This is a genomic window from Streptomyces sp. CB02414 (assembly GCF_001905385.1).
Lineage (GTDB): Bacteria > Actinomycetota > Actinomycetes > Streptomycetales > Streptomycetaceae > Streptomyces.
Genome location: NZ_LIPF01000014.1, coordinates 38,139 through 59,299 on the forward strand (window position 1 = coordinate 38,139; position 21,161 = coordinate 59,299).

At 74.3% G+C, this 21,161-nt stretch carries 18 protein-coding genes; 11 read left to right on the forward strand and 7 right to left on the reverse strand.

Features of this window, described 5'->3' with window-relative positions:
• Positions 1-28: 28 nt before the first annotated feature.
• The 3 genes from AMK11_RS34340 to AMK11_RS34350 are packed head-to-tail and all read right to left on the reverse strand — an operon-like array spanning position 29 to position 1,209.
• Positions 29-379 carry a hypothetical protein gene (locus AMK11_RS34340; protein ID WP_073732044.1) on the reverse strand — a complete coding sequence of 117 codons (351 nt, stop codon included), beginning with the start codon at positions 377-379 and terminating at the stop codon, positions 29-31.
• A gap of 34 nt (positions 380-413) precedes the next feature.
• Positions 414-767 (reverse strand): DUF6479 family protein, encoded by a 354-nt coding sequence (locus AMK11_RS34345; RefSeq protein WP_073732135.1) that lies wholly within the window; start codon positions 765-767, stop codon positions 414-416.
• Positions 768-804: 37 nt separating this feature from the next.
• Positions 805-1,209, reverse strand: coding sequence for a ChaB family protein (locus AMK11_RS34350; protein ID WP_073732045.1), 405 nt, complete (start codon positions 1,207-1,209; stop codon positions 805-807).
• Between the two features lie 153 nt (positions 1,210-1,362).
• Between AMK11_RS34350 and AMK11_RS34355 the strand changes: the two genes are divergently transcribed.
• The 5 genes from AMK11_RS34355 to AMK11_RS34375 all read left to right on the forward strand — a co-directional run bounded on the left by AMK11_RS34355 (position 1,363) and on the right by AMK11_RS34375 (position 7,062).
• Positions 1,363-1,740, forward strand: coding sequence for a four-helix bundle copper-binding protein (locus AMK11_RS34355; RefSeq protein WP_073732046.1), 378 nt, complete (start codon positions 1,363-1,365; stop codon positions 1,738-1,740).
• Positions 1,741-1,791: 51 nt separating this feature from the next.
• Positions 1,792-2,664: an oxygenase MpaB family protein gene (locus AMK11_RS34360; protein WP_073732047.1), complete on the forward strand. Its 873-nt coding sequence runs from the start codon at positions 1,792-1,794 to the stop codon at positions 2,662-2,664.
• A gap of 70 nt (positions 2,665-2,734) precedes the next feature.
• The gene (locus tag AMK11_RS34365; protein WP_073732048.1) at positions 2,735-4,990 is read left to right on the forward strand and encodes a serine/threonine-protein kinase; all 2,256 of its coding nucleotides are present in this window, start codon (positions 2,735-2,737) and stop codon (positions 4,988-4,990) included.
• A gap of 220 nt (positions 4,991-5,210) precedes the next feature.
• A complete protein-coding gene (locus AMK11_RS34370) occupies positions 5,211-6,788 on the forward strand; it encodes a phytoene desaturase family protein (RefSeq protein ID WP_073732049.1) in 1,578 nt (525 codons plus the stop codon).
• A gap of 82 nt (positions 6,789-6,870) precedes the next feature.
• Positions 6,871-7,062, forward strand: coding sequence for a DUF2795 domain-containing protein (locus AMK11_RS34375; RefSeq protein ID WP_061446259.1), 192 nt, complete (start codon positions 6,871-6,873; stop codon positions 7,060-7,062).
• Positions 7,063-7,071: 9 nt separating this feature from the next.
• On the opposite strand, the gene AMK11_RS34380 is transcribed toward AMK11_RS34375, so the two are convergent.
• Both AMK11_RS34380 and AMK11_RS34385 read right to left on the reverse strand, forming a co-directional pair.
• The gene (locus tag AMK11_RS34380; protein WP_073732050.1) at positions 7,072-8,847 is read right to left on the reverse strand and encodes a serine hydrolase domain-containing protein; all 1,776 of its coding nucleotides are present in this window, start codon (positions 8,845-8,847) and stop codon (positions 7,072-7,074) included.
• Positions 8,848-9,008: 161 nt separating this feature from the next.
• Entirely contained in the window at positions 9,009-11,426 is a 2,418-nt protein-coding gene (locus tag AMK11_RS34385; protein WP_073732051.1) for a penicillin acylase family protein, read from the reverse strand.
• Between the two features lie 150 nt (positions 11,427-11,576).
• On the opposite strand from AMK11_RS34385, the gene AMK11_RS34390 reads away from it, so the two are divergent.
• From AMK11_RS34390 to AMK11_RS34410, 5 genes are all read left to right on the forward strand, one after another.
• Positions 11,577-13,082: an acyl-CoA synthetase gene (locus tag AMK11_RS34390; RefSeq protein ID WP_107429773.1), complete on the forward strand. Its 1,506-nt coding sequence runs from the start codon at positions 11,577-11,579 to the stop codon at positions 13,080-13,082.
• Positions 13,083-13,171: 89 nt separating this feature from the next.
• On the forward strand, positions 13,172-13,414 hold the full coding sequence (locus AMK11_RS34395; protein WP_073732137.1) for a DUF397 domain-containing protein: 243 nt from the start codon (positions 13,172-13,174) through the stop codon (positions 13,412-13,414).
• Between the two features lie 84 nt (positions 13,415-13,498).
• Complete coding sequence (locus tag AMK11_RS34400) at positions 13,499-14,404, forward strand: universal stress protein (RefSeq protein WP_073732052.1); 906 nt, start codon at positions 13,499-13,501, stop codon at positions 14,402-14,404.
• A 422-nt stretch (positions 14,405-14,826) separates the two neighbouring features.
• Entirely contained in the window at positions 14,827-15,435 is a 609-nt protein-coding gene (locus AMK11_RS34405; RefSeq protein WP_198941532.1) for a CGNR zinc finger domain-containing protein, read from the forward strand.
• A gap of 58 nt (positions 15,436-15,493) precedes the next feature.
• Positions 15,494-15,991: a hypothetical protein gene (locus AMK11_RS34410; protein WP_031021076.1), complete on the forward strand. Its 498-nt coding sequence runs from the start codon at positions 15,494-15,496 to the stop codon at positions 15,989-15,991.
• A gap of 9 nt (positions 15,992-16,000) precedes the next feature.
• Here AMK11_RS34410 and AMK11_RS34415 read toward each other — a convergent pair whose 3' ends face one another.
• Positions 16,001-17,935 carry an N-acetylmuramoyl-L-alanine amidase gene (locus AMK11_RS34415; protein WP_073732054.1) on the reverse strand — a complete coding sequence of 645 codons (1,935 nt, stop codon included), beginning with the start codon at positions 17,933-17,935 and terminating at the stop codon, positions 16,001-16,003.
• Positions 17,936-18,210: 275 nt separating this feature from the next.
• Positions 18,211-19,353 carry an aminoglycoside phosphotransferase family protein gene (locus AMK11_RS34420; protein WP_073732055.1) on the reverse strand — a complete coding sequence of 381 codons (1,143 nt, stop codon included), beginning with the start codon at positions 19,351-19,353 and terminating at the stop codon, positions 18,211-18,213.
• 286 nt (positions 19,354-19,639) lie between these two features.
• Here AMK11_RS34420 and AMK11_RS34425 point away from each other — a divergent pair, with 286 nt between their 5' ends.
• Positions 19,640-21,151, forward strand: coding sequence for a DNA-binding protein NsdB (locus tag AMK11_RS34425; RefSeq protein WP_073732056.1), 1,512 nt, complete (start codon positions 19,640-19,642; stop codon positions 21,149-21,151).
• The last annotated feature ends 10 nt before the right edge of the window (positions 21,152-21,161 follow it).

Below are 21,161 nucleotides of genomic sequence, written 5' to 3' on the forward strand. Positions count from 1 at the left end.
CGGAAACTACGCCGACGGCGCGTACGGGCTACGTACGGTCACCCTTCGGCTTGCCCCGCTGGTCCGGCGTGCCGTGCGGCGGCGGGGAGAACGGCTGCGGCGAGGTCGCGGGCGACACGGGGGACCCCGTGCGGCCCTGCCCCTGCTCCGGACGCACCGCTCCCGGGTCGCCGGAGGACGGCTCGGCACCGGACCGCAACTGCTCCAGCCGGGCCGTCAGCAGCTCCGTGGCGTGCAGCCGGTCGGCATGCGACCGTTCGTACGCCAGCAGCTCCTCCACCTCCTCCGCGCCCAGCGACCGGATCCGGCTCTCCAGACCGCCGATCGGCAGATGGTCGTAGTCGGGCAACGGCAGGGTGTTGCGAGCGGGGTCGGCCATGGTTCTCACTTCCCTCTGTACGGCTTCCTCGGGGTCAGCGTCCGCCCGGCCCGCCGCTGCCGAACGAGCCGCTGCTGCCCTCGTCCCAGCGGGGCCGCTCCTGCCCGGGGGCGGGGCGGCTGCCCTGGTGACCGAGGTCGTGCGGCAGCGTCCGGTCGTCGCTGCGGGGCATCTCGTCGGGCTCCCGCCGCTCACGCACCTCGCGGACGGGCCCCTCGTCGGGCATGCGGGGCTGCTCCTGCGGGCTCGGCGGCGGCGACTCCTTGCGCTTCTGCCGGCTGCCGAAGGCGAACGCCCCGATCAGCAGGGCCACGACCACGACGGCTGCGACACCGATGCCGATGCCGATGCCGCCGCCGGCGGCCAGGTCCATCCATGCGTTCGTCATGGAGCGCGGGTACCCCCGGTCCACGTCACCAACCTGCTCAGCCCGACCGGGCGGACCGCGTCCGCGAACGGTTGGCCTTCCGGATCGCCGCCAGCAGATCGGCCTTCGACATCCGCGACCGGCCCTCCACCCCGAGCTCCTTGGCGACGCCGTACAGGTGCTCCTTGGAGGCCTTCTCGTCGACGCCCTCACCGCTGCGCCCGCCCTGTCCGCGGGGCCGCCCGGACTGCGGGTCGGAGGGGCCCTTGCGGCCACCCTCCTTGCGCTGCCAGTGATCGCCGACCTTCTCGAACTTGTGCTTGAGCGCCCCGTACGCCACCCGGTGCGCGCGCTCCCCCTCGCCGTACTCCTCCACGGCCGAGTCGTGCGCCTTGATCCAGGTCCGCTGGGCCTCCCGGGGGGAGCGTTCCAGCGTCGACGGCAGTTCCTGTCGTCCCGGCATGTCCTGCACCTCCGCAAGTCGTGGGTGTTCTCGCTGTCACCAGCGTCGGAAGAGCGCACGGGTGCCCGCCGGGCCGGCCGGAAAACGGGCCGGAACCCTTGGCAGCACAGGGCCCGGCGGTTTGCCGCCGCCCGCAGCGGCAACCCGCGCGGTGTGACATCGACGACGACTTCCCAGCAGGAACTGTTCCGCTTTCTCGAGGACCGCTTCGCCTGCGCACAGGCCTGCACCGAGTGCGCGCGGGCCTGCGCCCTGCGGGCGAGCCTCGTGGACCCGGACGGGACCGAGAACCAGGAACTCGTACGACGCAAGGGCATCATGTGCGCGGAGGTCTGCGACGCGACCTGCCGGGTGCTGTCCGAACAGAACCAGGTGGACGAGGCCGCCATCCGCGTCCAGTTGGAATGGTGCCGGCAAGTGTGCCTGGAGAGCGCCCACGTCTTCGACGCCCACCCGGGCGCCGAGGAGAGCGCCGAGGCCTGCCGCGCCTGTGCGCGCGCCTGCGGAGAGTTCCTCGCCACCCTGCGCTGAGACCCCGGAGGCACTCTGGGGCCGCCACGCGCGGGGCGTTAGCCTGCCGGTATGAAGGCCACGCGGGCGGGTGATCCGGCGGGCGGCGACCCGGGGCTGTTCGGTCCCGGCTCGGTGACCTGGCAGGCGCACGGCGACCCGATGATGTGGATCGCCGGGATCCGCGCCCTGTACCTCCAGGCCCTGCACCCGCGCGCCGTGCGCGGCGTCATGCAGAACAGCGACTTCCGGCGCGACGCCTGGGGCCGCCTGATGCGGACCGCGGGCTTCGTCGGCACCACGACGTACGGCACCACGGAGGCCGCTGAGCGGGCCGGGGCCCGCGTCCGGAAGCTCCACCGCATGCTCGGCGCGACCGACCCCGGCACCGGTGAGCGCTACGGCGTCGACGAACCCGCGCTGCTGCTGTGGGTGCACTGCGCCGAGATCGGCTCCTACCTGCACGTCCTGCGCCGCTCCGGCTACCCGCTCACCGACGCCCACGCCGACCGCTACCTCGCCGAACACCGCCACAGCGCCCGCCTGGTCGGCCTCGACCCGGCCGCCGTGCCCGCGAACCGTGCCGAGCTGGCCGCCTACTTCACGCGGGTACGGCCCGAGCTGGCCGCGGGGGAAGAGGCACACGAGGTGGACGACTTCCTGCGCCGCCCGCCCACGCACCCGCTCCTGGTCCCCGCCCGCGCCCTGCTGTGGCGCCGGGTGGCACAACTGGCGTACGACTCCCTACCGACGTACGCGCACGAGCTCTACGGCAGACCGGCCCCCGATCCCGCCACCGTCACCCGGCGGCTGCGCGCCACGGGCACCGCGCTGCGCACGATTCCCGCACGTCTGCGCTGGCAGCTGCCGCCCAAACACATCCTGCGCGCCGTGGCACGGCTCGGACCGGCCGCGCGCCCGGCACCATACAAACTCGGACCATAGACCGCCATACTGGACCCGCCAGGGGAGGGCGCAGCTGACGGGACACAGAACTACGGGGGCGGGCGTAGTGATGGGGGACAGCACGCTGATCCAGGGCCGGTACCGGCTGCTGGAGCGAATCGGGCGCGGCGGCATGGGCGAGGTGTGGCGGGCACGGGACGAGTCGCTGGGGCGGCGCGTCGCCGTCAAGTGCCTCAAACCGCTGGGCGCGCAGCACGACCACGCCTTCACCCGCGTCCTGCGGGAGAGGTTCCGGCGCGAGGCCCGGGTGGCCGCCGCGCTGCAGCACCGCGGGGTGACCGTGGTGCACGACTTCGGGGAGAGCGACGGCGTGCTCTTCCTGGTCATGGAGTTGCTGGAGGGGCGCGACCTGAGCCGGCTGCTGGAGGACAACAAGCACCATCCGCTGCCGGTCGCCGACGTCGTCGACATCGCCGAGCAGGTCGCCGCCGCGCTTGCGTACACCCACGACCAGGGCATCGTGCACCGCGACCTGAAGCCCGCGAACATCGTGCGGCTCGCCGACGGCACCGCGAAGATCTGCGACTTCGGCATCGCCCGGCTCGGCCACGACGTCGGGTTCACCGCCCGGCTGACCGGCACGGGCATCGCCATGGGCACCCCGCACTACATGTCGCCGGAGCAGATCGGCGGCGACGAGGTGGACCGGCGCAGCGACCTGTACTCGCTGGGCTGCGTGCTCTACGAGATCGCCACCGGCGTGCCGCCGTTCGACCTCGACGACGCCTGGGCGATCCTCGTCGGCCACCGCGACACCGAGCCGGAGCCCCCGCGCACCCACCGCGCCGAACTGCCCGCCTACCTGGACCGGGTCATCCTGGACCTGCTGGCGAAGCGGCCGGACCAGCGCCCGGACGACGCCCGGGAACTGGGCCGCCGGATCACCGCCGGCCGCACCTCACCGGCGTACGCCCCGGCCGTGCCGGCGCCCCGGACGCGGACGCCGCAGCCGGTCGGCGGGGGCCGGGCCGCGCTGCCGTCCTGGACCGACGGCATGACCAGCGGCCACAAGGCGACCGCCACCGGCCCGCGCACCACGCCCCCGGACCCCGCTTCCCGCCTGACCGCCGACTGGATCCCCCGCCCCGCGGACGCCGGGACCGCCACGCGCGGCCCCGGCGTACGTCCCGACCCGGCGCCCGAGGCGGCCGCCGCGCTGGCCGGGCGGCACAACGCGGGCCTGAGCCTCGGACGGCTCGGCCGCTGGGAGGAGGCGGGCGAGGTCCACCGCGCGGTGGCCGGGGAACGCGAGCGCCTGCTCGGCCCCGACCATCCCGACACGCTCGCCAGCCGCTACGAGATCGCGTTCACCCTCAGCCGCACCGGCCACCCCGCCGACGCGCTGCGCGCGTACAAACGCGTCGCCGAGGCCCGCATCCGGGTGCTGGGCGCCGACCACGCCGACACGCTCGCCGTACGCCAGGAGATGGCGTACACCCTCGGCCGGCTGGGCCGGCACGCCGACGCCCACCAGGTCTACGCGTCGGTCCTCGCCGCCCGCGAGCGCGTCATGGGCGCCGACCACCCCGACACGCTGCGCTGCCGGCACAACCTGGCCTTCAACCTCGGCCGGCTGGGCCGCCCCGAGGACGCCCACCGGATGGCCCGCGAGGTGGCCGCCGCGCGCGCCCGCGTGCTCGGCGCCGACCACCCGGACACCCTGGTCACCCGCTACGAGGTGGCCTACGAACTCGGCCGCCTGGGCCGCTGGCAGGAGGCCCTCGCCACCTACCGGGAGGTCGCCGCGGCCCGCGAGCGGGCACTCGGCCCGGACCACCCCGACACCCTCGCCGCGCGCTACGAGATCGGCATCAGCCTCGGGCGCCTCGGCCGCAGCGCCGAAGCGCTGGCCCTGTACGAGGGGCTGATCGACGACCGGACCCGCGCCCAGGGGCCCGACCACCCCGAGACCCTGCGCGCCCGCCACGGCCTGGGCGTCAACCTCGGCCGTCTCGGCCGCTGGGAGGAGGCCCTGGCAGAGTCCCGCGAAGTGTGCGCGATCCGCGCCCGCGCCCTCGGCCCGGACCACCCGGACACCCTCGTCAGCCGCCGCGAGATAGCCGTCGCCCTCGGCTGGCTGGGCCGCTGGTCCGCCGCCCTCACCGAGTACCGCGAGGTCGCCACCGCCCGCGAACGCGTCCTGGGCCCCGACCACCCCGACACCCTCGCAGCCCGCGACGACGAGGCCCACTGCCTCGAACAACTGGGCCGCGCGGCCGAGGCCGTCGAGCTGTACCGCAGGGTGGCGGTCCTGCGCAGGTCGGGAGCGGCCCGACCCGGGGCCGCGCACGCGGCCGGCCGCTGACCCGGGCGCCCTGCGGGGGCGCGGGGCGTGTTCGGCCGGGCCTCGGCGGCTGTGTGCGGGGGTGCCCGTGTCGGCGGTCGGGTGGGCGCTTGTCCGGGGCGGGGCCTGGATGTGTGACGGGCGGCGTCCGGGCCGGGTCGGCCCGGACGCCGCCCGCGCGGGTACCGGTCGCGGGGCCGTACCTCTGGCCGCCCGTCGCCGCCCCGTGTTACCAAGAGCCATGACGCCGCCCACGCAGCCCCTGGCCTCCCGCAGCTACGACGCCGTGATCGTCGGCGGTGGGCACAACGGTCTGGTCGCCGCCGCCTATCTGGCCCGCGCAGGGCGCTCCGTGCTGGTGCTGGAGCGGCTGGACCACACTGGCGGGGCAGCCGTGTCCACGCGGCCGTTCGCCGGGGTCGACGCGCGGCTGTCGCGCTACTCGTACCTGGTCAGCCTGCTGCCCAGCAAGATCGTGCGGGACCTGGACCTGGACTTCCGGGTGCGCGGCCGCACCGTCTCCTCGTACACGCCCGTGGAGCGCGACGGCCGGCCCACCGGGCTCCTCGTCGGCGGGGGCGAGCGGCGGACCCGGGAGTCCTTCGCCCGGCTCACCGGCTCGGAGCGGGAGTACGCGGCCTGGCAGCGCTTCTACGGCATGACCGGGCACGTCGCCCGGCGGATCTTCCCCACCCTCACCGAACCGCTGCCCTCCCGGGACGAACTGCGCCGCCGGGTCGACGACGAGGCGGCCTGGCGGGCCCTATTCGAGGAGCCGATCGGCGTCGCGATCGAGGAGCACTTCGCGGACGACCTGGTGCGCGGAGTGGCCCTCACCGACGCCCTGATCGGCACCTTCGCCGACGCCCACGACGCCTCCCTGGCCCAGAACCGCTGCTTCCTCTACCACGTGATCGGCGGCGGCACCGGCGCCTGGGACGTGCCGGTCGGCGGCATGGGGGCCCTCACCGACGCCCTGGCCGGTGCGGCGCGCGCGGCGGGCGCCGTCCTCGCCACCGGGCACGAGGCGGTGCGCGTCGACACCGACGGACGGGCCGCCGAGGTCACCTACCGTTCGGCCGGCGGTGAGGGCGTCGCCGCCGCCCGCCATGTCCTGGTGAACGCCTCCCCGCGGGAGCTGGCCGCGCTCACCGGACAGGCACCGCCGCCGCCCGCCGAGGGCGCCCAGCTCAAGGTCAACATGCTGCTGACCCGCCTCCCGGCCCTGCGCGACCCCGCGGCTGACCCGCGCGAGGCGTTCGCCGGGACCTTCCACATCGCCGAGGGCTACGAGCAGCTGGCCACCGCGTACGCCGGCGCCGCCGCCGGCGAGCCGCCCGCCGCCCCGCCCTCCGAGATCTACTGCCACTCCCTGACCGACCCCACCATCCTCGGCCCGGAGCTCGCGGCCGAGGGCATGCACACCCTCACCCTGTTCGGCCTGCACACCCCCGCCCGCCTGTTCACGCGGGACAACGACGCCGTACGCGACGAACTGCTGAAGTCGACCCTCGCCCAGCTCGACGCCCACCTCGCCGAACCCCTCGCGGACTGCCTGGCCACCGACGCCGACGGGCGGCCCTGTGTCGAGGCCAGGTCGCCGCTGGACCTGGAGCGCGACCTGCGCCTGCCCGGCGGCCACATCTTCCACCAGGGACTGTCCTGGCCCCACGCCCAGGACGGCACCGGCCGCTGGGGCGTGGCGACCGGGCAGCCGAACGTCCTGCTGTGCGGCGCGGGCGCGGTACGCGGCGGCGGGGTCAGCGGGGTGCCGGGGCACAACGCGGCGATGGCGGTGCTGGAGCGGACGACGGGCTGACGGGCGCATGCGCCGCACCGAGCTGGGTACCGCGACATAACGGAAATTCCGTATACGTCACCAGCACGGCAAGGAGCCCGTCATGGCCGACCTCAGCCCCATCGACCTGCAGAAGGCCCTCAACGGCATGGACTACCCGGCGGACAAGAAGTCGCTCGTCGACTGCGCCCGCAAGAACAAGGCCGACGACAAGGTCGTGAGCCGTCTCGACGGCCTGAAGGAGAACAGCTTCGACGGCCCCAACGAGGTGCAGAAGGCCGTCTTCAACGGCTAGCCCGCACCTTCAGTCGGCCGACGCCGTCCACCCCACCGCCTCGATCCGCGCCGCGTCCGCCGGGCGCGCGTCGTGGAACAGGACGTCGCCCGCCGCCTCGGCGCGCAGCCCGTCGACGTACGCCCCGCGGCCCACGTACAGCCGGTCGGTCGAGTACCGCCAGCGCAGCGTGAGTCCGCGGGCGGCCGGGAGGGCGGCGGTCAGCCGGTGCCAGACGCGGCCCGACCAGCCGGTGGCCGAACCCGCCGGGTGCTCCCGCGGCTGCTCACCGCGGCGCGTGGTGGTGAACGGCACCGGCGTCCACGTGGCGCCGCCGTCGGTGGTGGCCTCCAGGACGAGGGCGTCCGACCCGGGCTCGGTGTCCCACCACAGGGAGCAGCGCAGCTCCGCCCCGCCGCCGGACGTGTCCAGCGCGGGCAACGTCAGCGTGGCGGTCGTCGATCCCGCCGTCCCGGAGAACCACGCCGTACGCCCGTGCGCGGGACGGACCGGCACGGCCCGTGCCATGTGGGTGCCGGCCGCGACCCGGGGGGCCGACCCCGAGCGCCAGCCGCGCACCGGGTGCACCGAGTTGCCCAGCACCACCAGGAAGGAGTCGGTGGTCGGGTCCAGTACCAGCGAGGTGCCGGTGAAGCCGGTGTGCCCGGCCGTGCGCGGGGTGGCCATCGCGCCCATGTACCAGTGCTGGTAGAGCTCGAAGCCCAGGCCGTGCTCGTCGCCGGGGAAGTCGGTGTTGAAGTCGGTGAACATCAGCTCCACCGACTCCGGGCGCAGGATGCGCGCCCGGCCGTAGGAACCGCCGTTGAGCAGCGCCCGGCCGAGGACCGCGAGGTCCCATGCGCGGGAGAACACCCCCGCGTGCCCGGCGACACCGCCGAGGCTGAAGGCGTTCTCGTCGTGCACCTCCCCCCACACCAGTCCCCGGTCCAGGCCGGACCAGGGCTTGCGGGCGTCCTCGGTGGCCGCGATCCGCGGTCTCCAGGAGGCGGGCGGGTTGTAGCGGGTGCGGTCCAGGCCGAGCGGAGCGGTGATCTCGTCGCGCAGCAGGACGTCCAGGGTGCGGCCGGTGACCTCCTCCAGCACCAGCTGGAGGGAGATCATGTTCAGGTCGGAGTACAGGTAGGCCGTCCCGGGCGGACTGACCGGCGCCTCGTCGTAGACGAGCCGCACCTTCTCCTCGTACGTGGGCGCGCTGTACAGCGGGATCCATGCACGGAAGCCCGAGGTGTGGGTGAGGAGCTGGCGGACCGTCACGTCCTGTTTCCCGGACCGCCCGAAGCCCGGCAGGTACGAGGCGACCGGCGCCTCCAGCTCCAGCGCACCGCGCTCCAGCTGCTGCACGGCGAGGATCGAGGTGAACAGCTTGGAGATCGACGCGAGGTCGAACACCGTGTCCCGGGCCATCGGGATCTGCTCCCCGGCCGGGAACTCGACACCGGTGTCGGTCGTCTCGTCGTAGGCCCGGTAGCGCACCGCCATCCCGATCGGCTCGTGCAGCGCCACCGTCCCGCCCCGCCCGGCGAGCAGCACGGCGCCCGCGTACCAGGGATGCTCGGGGGAGGGGCCGAGGAACGCCTCGGCGTCGGTGACGAGTTGGCGCAGATGCCCGGCGAGCAGTCCGGCGCGATCGGCGGAGCCGCGCCGCAGCGTGGGGCGACCGCCCCGGTCCGCGACGGCCTCGGCCGGTCCGGCCGCGAACGGGGCGATGGCCAGGGCACCGCCCAGGGCCAGGGCGCCGGTGCCCAGTTGACGCCGAGTGAATCCGTTCGTCGCCTGTCCGGCCATCGAAGAGCCTCCCGCCACCGAAGCTGAAAGTATCTTTCGTGGATCGCCGTGCGGGGTGAAACTTTCCTGTCAGAGGCGGGACATGTCAATGGGGCGTGCGGAGTCGACGGGCCGCTGGACCCGCCCGGCAGAGGGCCGGACGGGTCGCGGGAGGGCGCGGCTCAGCGTTCGCGCACCCGGACGACGCGCAGGTCCGGCGACGACCGGATGTCGCGCTCGCAGAACCGGGACGTCACCCACCGCTCGCCGGAGAACAGCCGGGTCTGGTCGGCGTGGTGCCGCGAGGCGGGGTCGGACGACTGGGAGTAGGCCAGCAGCGTACGGGCCACCGGGCACCGGCTCCCGTCCCAGCCCACGGCCTGGATGTAACTGGAGCCGGTGGTCACCTCCGTGTAACCCCCGCCGACCGGGTCCCACACCGGCTCGATCTTGTTCCAGACGCCCAGCGACTCCGTGCCCCCGCCCACGGCGACGCGCTTGCCGCCACGCACCACGAACTGGTGCTCACCGAGGCGCGAGTCGAGCGGGATGCCCGCCGCCCGCAGCTCGCCGACCGCGTCCGCGAGGGCGGTGGCGAAGCCCGGCGCGCCGGTGTTCAGCGTGTGCGGGGTGCCCACCGGGTCCGCGGGCGAGAACGGCACCTTCCACAGCTGCCCGGCGGGCACCGTCTTCGTCAGCGCCCGCCAGAACCGGTCGAAGAGCAGCGCGCCCCTGCTGCCGGTGTCCATCGTGCGGTCCCAGTCCGCGAGCACCGCACAGGCCTCCCGCACGTCCACGGACCTGCCGTCGGTGTCCGTCGCCGTGCCGCCGGGCAGCGCGGCGCAGGCCCGCGCCGCGTCGGCCGCGGCCAGGTCACCGGCGGGTACCCGGTCGGCGAACTGCTGCCGTTGCAGGTCCGCCACGGTCAGCCCGCCCCGGTCGGCCATCGCCGCCACGTCCTCGATCGCGCCCCGGGTGCGCATCGACCGCTGGGTGCCGACATCGCCGAAGACCCGCTCGTAACCGGTCAGCGGCCGGTCCGCATTGGCCAGCCAGGCGCTGTTGTTGGAGTTCTCCGCGTACGGCGCGTCCTTCAGCGTCGGCATCCGCGAGGGCCCGAAGATCCCGGGCTGTACGGCGTCCCGGTCCCGGCCCAGAGCGCACTCGCCGCGCGAGCCGTCCAGCACCGCGAGCCCCGAGGACGGGTAGGTCACCTTGCCGAGCGCGGTCGAACAGCGGTCGGCCAGCTCGTCGGTGATGCGGGGGAGCACCTGCGACTGGGTGAACAGCGTGCTGCCGCGCGAGTCGGCCGCGATGGTGTTCACCCACGGCAGGCCCTGCGTGCGGCGCAGGGAGTCCAGCACGTCGTCCGCGCCCCGGGCCCGGCTGAAGCCGAGCGCGGTGTCGGCGGCGCGCAGGTTGGCGGCGTTCGGGTCGTTCAGCGCGTACGCCGTCTCCGACGTCCAGGGCAGCGGCAGCGAGGCGCCGAGCAAGGTCACCACCGGGCCGTACCGGGTCCACCACTGGGTCTTCGTCACCGGGGCGCCGTTGCGCACCGGGACGGTGACGGACCGTTTCGTCATCCGTTCGCGGCGTCCGTCGACCAAGTACACCGTCGGATTGGCCGGGTCCAGCGTCAGCCGGTGGAGGTTGAGGGTGACGCCGGTGGCGACCGTGTGGCTCCAGGCGACGTGCGCGTTGTGGCCTATGGAGATCGTGGCGGAACCGAGCAGGGAGCCGCCCGCCACGTTCAGCCGCCCGGGGATCGTCTGCTGCGACTGCCAGAAGCGGCGCCCGCCGTGCCACGGGTAGTGCGGGTTGCCGAGCAGCAGCCCGCGCCCGTTCGCCGTCGTGCGTCCGCTGAAGGCGACGGCGTTGGAGCCCATGTCGGCGTCGTCGGAGGCGAAGAGCTCCCGGGCGGCGTCCGCGATCGCGTCGGCGCCGGCTTCCGGCGCGGGAGCCGTGCTGTCGCCCGGCGGCCGCGCGGCCGTGATGCCGTCCACGGCACGGCCCTGTCCGCCGAGCACGGAGAGGGCGAAGCCGCGCACGGCCACATCCAGGGCGGTGGCCGGCCGCACCCAGGAGGCGTCCCGGCACGCCGGGTCGGTGATCCGGTTCTGCGCCAGCCAGGCGTTGTAACCCGCCGCGAAGCCCCGCATCAGCTCCTTCGACTCCCGGCTGGGACCGCGCGGCGCCGGCTCGGCGAGCAGCTTCTCCACGGTGCCGGCCCGGCGTACGCCCCGGAAGTACAGGTCGCTGGAGAGGTTCGTGCCGGCCGACGAGAGTGAGCGGTCGGACACCGCGTCGGCGCCGAAGTACCGGGAGCGCTCGCCGCGCACGGTCACGAAACCGTCGGCGAGTGTGCAGACCTGGTCCGCGGCCTGCGCCCAGCCCGTGCCGAAGCCGAGGTTCGCGTAGTCCTTGGCGACGATGTGCGGAATGCCGTACTCGGTGTAGCGGATGACGGCGGACAGCCCGCCGTGGGACGGACGTTCGGGCCGGCCGCGGGCGGGTCCGTCGGCGGCGGCCGCGGGCAGTGCGGTCGCCGCGGTCAGCAGCGCGGCGGCCACCGTGACGAGCCGTCTGGAGCGTATGCGCATCGTGCCTCCCTGCGTCTTCGGGGAAGGGGCGGCTGAGCGTACCAGTCGGTATGTGCACGTGTCAGTTGCATGACACAGGACGTCGCGGCGGGGATTCCCGTACCGCGCACACGACTTGACCCGCCCCGCCGACCGGCCGAGGATCGGGCCATGACGCTGACGCCCGGACACGGCAGCACGGTCGACGGGGTGCTGCGGCGCAGTGCCCGGCGCACTCCGGCCCGCGTCGCGGTGGAGTACCGCGACCGCGCCTGGACGTACGACGAGCTCGACACCGCGGTCTCCCGCGCGGCGAGCGTCCTGCTGGCCGAGGGCCTGTCCCCGGGCGACCGCGTCGGCGCCTACGGGCACAACTCCGACGCCTACCTGATCGCCTTCCTGGCCTGCGCCCGCGCGGGCCTGGTGCACGTCCCGGTCAACCAGAACCTGACCGGCGACGACCTCGCCTACATCGTCGGCCAGTCCGGCAGCACGCTCGTCCTCACCGACCCGGACCTGGCCGCCCGGCTCCCCGGGGACGCGCGCACCCTGCCCCTGCGCGACGCCGACGGCTCACTCCTCGCCCGGCTGCCCGAGGCACCCGCGTACGACGGACCCGAGCCGGGCGCCGAGGACCTGGTGCAACTGCTCTACACCTCGGGCACCACCGCCCTGCCCAAGGGCGCGATGATGACCCACCGGGCGCTGGTGCACGAGTACCTGAGCGCCATCACCGCCCTCGACCTCCGCGCCGGCGACCGGCCCGTGCACGCCCTGCCGCTCTACCACTCGGCGCAGATGCACGTCTTCCTGCTGCCCTACCTCGCCGTCGGCGCCACCAACACCGTCCTCGACGCACCCGACGGCGACCGCCTCTTCGACCTGATCGAAGCCGGCCGCGCCGACAGCCTCTTCGCACCGCCCACGGTGTGGATCGGCCTCGCGAACCGCGCCGACTTCGCCACCCGCGACCTCGGCGGCCTGCGCAAGGCCTACTACGGTGCGTCGATCATGCCCGTGCCCGTCCTGGAGCGGTTGCGCGCACGCCTGCCGGACCTGGCGTTCTACAACTGCTTCGGCCAGAGCGAGATCGGCCCCCTCGCCACCGTCCTCGGCCCGGACGAGCACGAGGGCCGGATGGACTCCTGCGGCCGGCCCGTCCTGTTCGTCGACGCCCGGATCGCCGACGAGGACGGCAAGGACGTCCCCGACGGCACCCCCGGCGAAGTCGTCTACCGTTCCCCGCAGCTGTGCCAGGGCTACTGGGACAAGCCCGAGGAGACCGAAGCCGCCTTCCGCGACGGCTGGTTCCGCTCCGGCGACCTCGCCGTCCGGGACGCGGACGGCTACTTCACGATCGTCGACCGGGTCAAGGACGTCATCAACTCCGGCGGCGTGCTGGTCGCCTCCCGCCAGGTCGAGGACGCCCTCTACACCCACGAGGCGGTCGCCGAGGCCGCCGTGATCGGCCTGCCCGACGAGCGGTGGATCGAGGCGGTCACCGCGGTCGTCGTCGTGCGCGGCGAGGTGACGGAGGACGACCTGATCGCCCACGCCCGCGGGAAACTCGCCCCGTTCAAGGCACCCAAGCGGGTGCGCTTCGTGGACGCGCTGCCGCGCAACGCCAGCGGGAAGATCCTGAAGCGGGAGCTACGGGACCGGTTCACCGGCTCCTGACCCCTCGAAAGGCTTCCCACGTGGCCTGTCGGCGGTCCGGGCCGGTCGCTAGGCTGACCGCGGACGACGACACCGGGAGGAGCACGGACGTGGCCGAGAGCACCACCCACCAGCGCCCGCTCATGGGCTGGGACAAGCCGGAACTGGATCTCAGCAACGCGCAGTGGCAGTCCAGCAGCCGAGGCAGGGGGGATGTCCAGATCGCCTTCGTCGAGGGGTTCATCGCCATGCGCAACAGCGGCAGCCCGGAAAGCCCCTCCCTGATCTTCACGCCCGCGGAATGGGGCGCGTTCGTGTCGGGGGCACGGGACGGGGAGTTCGACCTCACCTGAGCCGCCGGGGCTGGGCCGACCGGCCGAACGGGGGTGTCCCGTCCGTCCCCCGGGGGAAGTCGGTCTTCCGGAGGTGAGGCACCCATGAGCACCCTGCCGGTCATCGCGGCGGTCGACGGATCGGACGACAGCCTGCGCGCCCTGGACTGGGCGCTGGAGGCCGCCCACCGGCGCGAGGCACCCCTGCGGGTGGTGCACGTACGCCAGTACGCCGTCTGGGCCCAGACCGACGTCCTGGTCGCGGGCCCCCCGGACACCGGCGACGATCCCGTGCTCGACCAGGCCCGCGCCCACCTGGAGGGGCGGGCCTACGCGGTCTCCACGGAGTACGTCGGCATGGAGGGCGTCCCGGGTGCCGCGCTGCCCGAGCTGGGAGCCGACGCCCAACTGCTCGTGCTCGGCTCCCGGGGCCGCGGCGGCTTCGCCAGCCTGCTGCTCGGCTCCAACGGGATGGCCGCGGCCCGCGACGCCGCCTGCCCCGTCGTCGTGGTGCCGCGCCCCGGGCGCGAGGCGCACGGCGAGGCGCCGGACGAGCCCGGCCCCCGCGTGGTCGTCGGCCTGCACGTGGACAGCCCCGACGACGCCACGCTGTCCTTCGCCTTCACCGAGGCGGCCCTGCTCGGCGCCCGCCTCCAGGTGGTCGCCGCCTACCCGTGGCCGGTGCAGACCTGGGCCGCGGCGGGCCAGATCATGCCCCCGGTGATCGACGAGGTCTCGATCGAGAGCGAGACCCGGGTGCTCGCCGACGGCTTCCTCGCCCCCTACCGGGAACGCCACCCAGACGTCCGGGCCGAAGCGCACGTCGTGCCGGGCGACGCCGCCGGCCACCTCGTCGCCGCCTCCCGCGACGCCGCCCTGGTCGTCGTCGGCCGCCACCGCCGGCGCCTGCTGGCCCCCGCCCGCATGATGGGTTCGGTCACCCACGCCGTCCTGCTGCACGCGGTGTCCCCGATCGCGGTCGTGCCACCGGCTCCGCCGGACGAGGGCTGAGACGGGCGGGAGCGCGAATCAGTGGAGGACCGCCGGTCCGAGCGGGACGGGTCCGGACGGGCCGCCGCCGGTTCAGTGCCCCTCAGTGCCTCGCCGCGCGCGTCGCGGCCGCGCCCCCGGGGACGAGCGCGGGTTGCTGGTGCCCGCGCGGGCGGAGCGTGCCGGACTGCCTCGGGATGGGCTGTCCTGTTGTGGCCGGCCTCCGCGGGGTGAGGGCGGGACCCCGCGCCCGACGTGCCCGGTCGGTGGTGCCCGCGCGGGCGGGGTGCGCCGGAGTGCCTCGGGTCGGGCCCGTCCTGCTGCGGCCGTATGCCGGGAGCCGGGCGTATCCGATCGTCTGCCGGGACGCGGCCGGTAGTGCCTGTGCCACGAGGCCGGACGCACCGCCCTCCCCGTCACGAGCCGTGCCTATCATCGGCCCCATGCAGGACTCGACCAGCACGGACACCCGGATCGCACTCGACCTCGCGCTGACCGTCCGGCACGACGGACACGGCGGGGTCGCCGACGATCTGGCCGACCTCGCCGGGCTCGGCGCGTGGGTCCGCGCCCACTCCGGCACCGTGCCGGACGCCGAACGGTACCGCGCCGACGAGCCGACCCTGGCCGCCGTCCGCGCGGTGCGCGCCGCGGCCCGCGCCCTCTTCGCCCGCGCCGTGCGCCCCGGTGAGCCGAGCCCCGCGGACGCCGCCCGGCTGCTGCCCGTCCCCGAAGCCCTGCGGTGCCTGAACCAGGCGGCGGCGCGCACACCCACCGTCCCGGTGCTGGACTGGGCGGACACCGGCCCCGCCGAGCCGGTGCTGCGCAGGGAAACCGTCGGCGGCCGGCCGGACGACCTCGCCGCGCTGCTCGCCCACGCAGTGATCGGCTTCCTCGCCGGTCCCGACCGGCACCGGCTGCGGGCCTGCCACGCACCGCGCTGCGTGCGCTACTTCCTCAAGGAGCACCCGCGCCAGGAATGGTGCAAGCCGTCCTGCGGCAACCGTGCCCGCGTGGCCCGCCACCACGAACGGCACAAGCGCACCGCGTAGCCCGGACGGGCACCCGCCCGCACGCCGTGCGAAGGGCGTGGCCACGTACCATGGCGGCATGTCGTTCCTCCGCCGCCGCAGCGCCACGCCCGCCGGGCCCGACTTCGACGTACTGGCCATGGACCCGGGCGACTGGCCCGGCAATCTGGGCGCCGGGCTGCTGCCCGCGCCCGACGGCAGCTGCCAGGGCGTCTTCCTGCGCTACGACCTGTTCGGCGGCCGCGGCCCCGCGATGATCATCGGCAACCTGCCGGAGGGCTCCCCGGCCCGCGAGGTCCCCGAGGGCGAGATCCCCTTCGAGGTGGCCCAGCTGCTGCTGGCCCTGGAGAACGACGAGGAGGTCACGGTCGCCGGCGCCGAGGACGTCCCGGTGATGCAGGGCGACAACCTGCTCATCGTGCGCCGCCTCAAGCTCTCCGAGAGCCGGATCTCCTGCGTGCAGTTCGACCGCAGCGACGGCGTCCTGGTGACCATCGCCGCCTGGGACCGCCCCATCACCGACGACCTGTACGCCCTGCTGAAGCCCCTCCCGGCGGAGCTTTTCCAGCAGGGCTGACCCGGGCGGCTACCGCATGGTCGAGAGCGTGACGTCGGCGGCGCGCACGTACCCGACCCGGTGGCCGTACTGGATCTGGTAGTACACGTCCCGCCCGGTCACCACCCGGTGGGAGGCCTCGTCGAAGGTCACCGCGTAGTAGTACTCCCCGGCCACCCGCTCACCCACCACGTACTTCTGGCCCGCGAGCACCCGGTACGGCAGCGGCGACACGGCCTGGGCGGGCACGCCCGCCGGGTAGGCGGCCTTCTCCGGGTACGCCCGCCCGTACACGGGGACGCTGTCCAGCCCCTTCCTCGGAGTGATCACCCGGCCCGAGGCGGGGACCGCCGCCGGACTCTTCCCCGGGTTGCGGAACCACGCCTTCTGCCCCAGGTACCAGATCGCCGTCCAGTCGCCCCACCGGTCGGCCACCGCGTACTGCTGTCCCGTGGAGACCCGGGAGGACAGGTCGTTCACCCCGGTCGTCGGAGTGGTGCCCAGGCCGATGTCCCTGATCAGCGGCGCGTTCACGTCGTGGTCCGAGTACAGCCGGACCGCGCTCGATCCGTGCACCGCGCAGGACTCGCCCCTTGTCTCGCAGCCGGTGTACTCCGGACGGTTGGCGGCGTAGTCGGGGCGGATCGTCACCAGGCCGGACCTCTTGCCGGCGGTCGGCTCGAAGGGGCGGCCGAGCAGCTTGAAGTAGTGCCCCCAGTCCCAGTACGGGCCGGGATCGGTGTGCATGCCCGGGATGGTCGCCGTGGTGGTGCCCGGTACGTTGTCGTGGCCGAGGATGTGCTGCCGGTCCAGCGGGATGTCGTACTTCTTCGCCAGGTACTTCACCAGCCGCGCCGACGACCGGTACATCGCCTCCGTGTACCAGGCGTCCGGCTCCGCGAGGAAACCCTCGTGCTCCAGGCCGATCGACTTGGCGTTGACGTACCAGTTCCCCGCGTGCCAGGCCACGTCCTTCGCCTTCACGTGCTGGGCGATGTGGCCGTCGGTGGAGCGCAGGGTGTAGTTCCAGGAGACGTAGGTGGGATCCTGGACCATGTTGAGGACGCCGTTCCAGGCGCCCTCCGTGTCATGCACGACGATGTAGCGGACGCGCTGTGAGGCGGGCCGGTTCCCCAGGTCGTGGTTGCCGTAGTCGCCGTCCCCGAACTCCTCGTACGGCGCCGGGATCCACTCGCAGGAGACCGACCGCGGGCACTCGGTGCCGGCGGACCTCGCGGCCCGCAGACCCGCGTCGTCCAGCTGGGACACGTCGGCCGCCACGCCGGGGCGGGCGGCCAGGGCGACCCGCTGCCCGGCGTCCGTGGTCCGCCGCTCGCCCGCGCGGATCACCTCGAACACGTCGTCCGCGTACGCCGCCGCGGTCGCCGAGTCCTCGGCGCCCGAGAAGCGCGCCACCGCCCCGTACCAGTCCGCCGGGTCCGCGCTCAGCGGCTCGCCCAGGTCCCGCTGGGCGGCCGCCAGCAGCGCGGCACCGCCGGACACGTTCGCGGCCGGGTCGGTGCGCAGGGCCTCGGGGCTCAGACCGGTCAGCTCGGCCGCCCTCGGCAGGGTGGTGAGCCGCGCCGGCAGGCCGGCGGGCGGGGCGGTCGTCGGCGCGGGGCGCAGCGGGGGGCGGGCGTCGTCGCCGCGCGGGTCCTCGGTGCCCTCACTGTGGTGCGACGCCCCGGCCAGTGCCGTGCGCGCGTCGGTGAGGTGCAGCGGTCCGTAGCCGCCGGTCACGCTCGGCGCGCCGCCGTGCGCGTCCCAGCGGGACTGGAGGTAGGAGACGCCCAGCAGGACGCTCTGCGGCACCTGGTACTCGGCCGCCGCGTCGGCGAAGGCCCGCTGCAGGCGGTCCGGGGCGGGCGGTGCGTCCGGCGACCGGGCGGCGGAGGGCGCGGCGCCGAGCAGCGGCAGCAGCAGGGCCGCGGTGGCCAGGGCGGGCACGACGGGGAATCTGCGCAAAGCGGCCTCCTGTGACGGTCGGACGTGGCGGGGCGTGAGCGACGGACTGTGCGGGGCCGGGCGTGGGTCAGTGGTACCCGGCGGTCGGACGATCCGTCAATCATGCCGCCATGGCGGCGATTTCCCACGTCAGCAGGGGGTCGGGCGAGTTTCGGGGTGGCGGCTCACCGGCCTGGGCGGCGTCAGTGGCGTACACCAATGGCCCCTGTCAGGGGCAGAAGAAATCCGCGGTGCGCCCTCCCGGGAGGGCGCACCGCGGACCGATGCCGCGTCGCTCAGCGGGTGCCGACCGCCGCGCGGACGGCCCTGCGGGCCATCTGGCAGTCGTCGTGCAGCCGGCGCAGCAGCAGCCGCTGCTCCTCGCCGGAGGGCACGGTGCCCGGCTGGGCGGGCACCGGCTGAGCCGGGACCGTGTCCTGCATCGAGCGCTGCACGGCCGTCTCGTAGGTACGGATCTCCCGGGTGAGCACCAGCATCAGGTTCACCAGGAAGGCGTCCCGCGCGGCGGTGCCGCCCGACTGGGCGATCTGGCTGATCTGCCGGCGGGCCACCGGGGCGTCGCCGAGCACCGCCCACAGGGTCGCCAGATCGTAGCCGGGCAGATACCAGCCCGCGTGCTCCCAGTCCACCAGCACCGGACCGGCCGGTGACATGAGGATGTTGGACAGCAGCGCGTCACCGTGGCAGAACTGGCCCATGCCCTGGCGTCCGCTCGCGTGCGCGATACCGTGCAGCAGCTTCTGGAGGTCGCCCAGGTCCCGGTCGGTGAGCAGCCCCAGTTCGTGGTACCGGGAGATCCGGGCCGCGTAGTCCAGCGGGGCGTCGAAGGTGCCGGCCGGCGGCCGCCAGGCGTTGAGCCGGCAGACCGCGCCGAGCGCCGCCCTGATGTCCGCCCGGGGCGGTGACTCCAGGGGGTGCCGCTGCAGTGCCGCCACCCGTCCGGGCATCCGCTCGATCACCAGTGTGCAGTTGTCCGGGTCCGCCGCGATCAGCCTCGGCACCCGCACCGGGGGGCGGTGCCGGACGAACGAGCGGTATGCCCCTATCTCGTGCCGGACGCGCTCCGCCCACGCGGGGGAGTGGTCCAGTAAACACTTGGCGACCGCGGTGCTGCGCCCGGTCGTACCGACCAGGAGCACGGACCGCCCGGTGCGGCGCAGCACCTGCACCGGGGAGAACTCCGGGCAGATCCGGTGCACGGAGGCGATCGCCGTGCGCAACTGGGTGCCCTGCGGGCCGGACAGGTCGATTCTTCCGCTGAGCGGCTGCGTGCCGGGGCCCGCGCCGCGCCGCGCCCTGCCCGCCCCGAGCACCGGGGCCGCCGGACGCGCGGGGGCGAGGTAGGGGCCGCCGCCCGCCGCCGGGCGGGGGTGCAGTGAGCGCTGCGGGGCGGACACGGAGGACGATGCTGCGTACATGGGCGAGACAGATCCCTTCGTGTGCCTGCTGTGCCTGCCTGAAGAGCCGCGCCCGCCCCGCGTGGAGCGGGCGTCTCTTCCGAAAGCCGTCGCGCTGCCCGCCCGGCCGCCCGGAGCCACCCTGGGGAGTGACCCCCGCGGCGACCGGTCGGGGTGGCGCATTCCTACCTGACACCCCGCCGCCCGTGGCACACCATCTGGCGCACCCTGGCGAACGGTGGCGAATAGTCGCCCGGCAACCCGCACGGGGCTACTGTCAACTCAGCCGAGAACCTGGGGGCTTGACGTGAGCAAAGAACCCAACACCCGTCTGTCGGACCTGTTCGGCCTGGCCGGCTGGTCCAAGGGCGAGCTCGCGAGGCTGGTCAACCGGCAGGCGGCGGCCATGGGCCACCCGCAGCTGGCGACCGACACCTCGCGGGTGCGGCGGTGGATCGACATGGGAGAGATCCCGCGCGATCCGGTGCCGCGGGTGCTGGCGGTTCTGTTCACCGAGCGTCTCGGCCGTGTCGTGACCATCGAGGACCTCGGTCTGGTCCGGCACGGGCGCGCGGGGAAACGGCAGGGCGGCGGGAGCGAGGAACATCCCGACGGAGTGCCGTGGGCGCCCGAGCGGACCGCGGCGGTCCTCACCGAATTCACGGGAATGGACCTCATGCTCAACCGACGCGGCTTGGTGGGCGCGGGCGCCGCGCTCGCCGCGGGCTCCGCACTCAGCAGCGCCATGCACGACTGGCTGCACACCGACCCGGCCCTGGCGGCCGACGCACCCGACCTCCACCACCCCCTGCACGCCGACCCCGCCGGGTTCGACCGCTACGAGGCCGCCCCCATCGGGTCGCAGGAAGTGGAGGAACTGGAGCGCTCGGTCGAAGTGTTCCGCGCCTGGGACGCCGCCCGCGGCGGCGGCCTGCAGCGCAAGGCCGTGGTGGGCCAGCTCAACGAGGTGGGCGGCATGCTCGCCTACCACCACCCACCCCACCTCCAGCGGCGTCTGTGGGGGGTCGCCGCCAACCTTGCCGTCCTGGCGGGCTGGATGTCGCACGACGTCGGCCTGGAACCGACGGCCCAGAAGTACTTCGTCATCGCCGCCCACGCCGCGCGCGAGGGCGGCGACCGGCCCCGGGCCGGCGAGGCGCTCTCCCGGGCGGCCCGCCAGATGGTGCACCTGGGCAAGCCCGACGAGGCACTGGACCTGATGAAGCTCGCCCAGTCGGGCTCCGGCGAGCAGGTGCTGCCGCGCACCAAGGCCATGCTCTACACGATCGAGGCCTGGGCGCAGGCTTCCATGGGCAAGGGCCAGGCGATGCGCCGCACGCTGGGGCGGGCCGAGGACCTCTTCGTCTCCTCCGACAAGGCGGACGTGCCGCCGCCGGACTGGATGCAGACGTTCAAGGAGGAGGACCTGTACGGCATGCAGGCCCTGGCCTACCGGACGCTCGCCGAGTTCGAGCCGGGGGCCGCCGCGCACGCCCAGCACTACGCGGACAAGGCCCTGGCCCTCAGGATCGACGGCCGGCAGCGGTCGAAGATCTTCGACTACCTGTCCATGGCCTCCGCCTGCTTCATCGCCGACGACCCCGAACAGGCGGACCGGTACGCGCGCCTGGCCCTGGTGTCGATGGGTTCCAACTCCTCCCAGCGGACCTGGGACCGCCTGCGGCAGATGTACCGGCTCACCGCGCAGTACGCCGGCTACCCGAAGATCCAGGAGCTGCGGGAGGAGATCGAACTGGCGCTGCCCAAGGGGAAGACGTCCAAGGGCAGGGGGAGCGGCGGCAGGACGGCCCAGGCGTAGCGCACGCCGT

Excerpts from the sequence above, each read along its gene's own strand:
- AMK11_RS34340 (WP_073732044.1), bottom strand. The coding sequence starts at position 379 with ATGGCCGACCCCGCTCGCAACACCCTGCCGTTGCCCGACTACGACCAT.
- AMK11_RS34345 (WP_073732135.1), bottom strand. The coding sequence starts at position 767 with ATGACGAACGCATGGATGGACCTGGCCGCCGGCGGCGGCATCGGCATC.
- AMK11_RS34350 (WP_073732045.1), bottom strand. The coding sequence starts at position 1,209 with ATGCCGGGACGACAGGAACTGCCGTCGACGCTGGAACGCTCCCCCCGG.
- AMK11_RS34360 (WP_073732047.1), top strand. The coding sequence starts at position 1,792 with ATGAAGGCCACGCGGGCGGGTGATCCGGCGGGCGGCGACCCGGGGCTG.
- AMK11_RS34365 (WP_073732048.1), top strand. The coding sequence starts at position 2,735 with ATGGGGGACAGCACGCTGATCCAGGGCCGGTACCGGCTGCTGGAGCGA.
- AMK11_RS34370 (WP_073732049.1), top strand. The coding sequence starts at position 5,211 with ATGACGCCGCCCACGCAGCCCCTGGCCTCCCGCAGCTACGACGCCGTG.
- AMK11_RS34375 (WP_061446259.1), top strand. The coding sequence starts at position 6,871 with ATGGCCGACCTCAGCCCCATCGACCTGCAGAAGGCCCTCAACGGCATG.
- AMK11_RS34380 (WP_073732050.1), bottom strand. The coding sequence starts at position 8,847 with ATGGCCGGACAGGCGACGAACGGATTCACTCGGCGTCAACTGGGCACC.
- AMK11_RS34385 (WP_073732051.1), bottom strand. The coding sequence starts at position 11,426 with ATGCGCATACGCTCCAGACGGCTCGTCACGGTGGCCGCCGCGCTGCTG.
- AMK11_RS34390 (WP_107429773.1), top strand. The coding sequence starts at position 11,577 with ATGACGCTGACGCCCGGACACGGCAGCACGGTCGACGGGGTGCTGCGG.
- AMK11_RS34400 (WP_073732052.1), top strand. The coding sequence starts at position 13,499 with ATGAGCACCCTGCCGGTCATCGCGGCGGTCGACGGATCGGACGACAGC.
- AMK11_RS34405 (WP_198941532.1), top strand. The coding sequence starts at position 14,827 with ATGCAGGACTCGACCAGCACGGACACCCGGATCGCACTCGACCTCGCG.
- AMK11_RS34410 (WP_031021076.1), top strand. The coding sequence starts at position 15,494 with ATGTCGTTCCTCCGCCGCCGCAGCGCCACGCCCGCCGGGCCCGACTTC.
- AMK11_RS34420 (WP_073732055.1), bottom strand. The coding sequence starts at position 19,353 with ATGTACGCAGCATCGTCCTCCGTGTCCGCCCCGCAGCGCTCACTGCAC.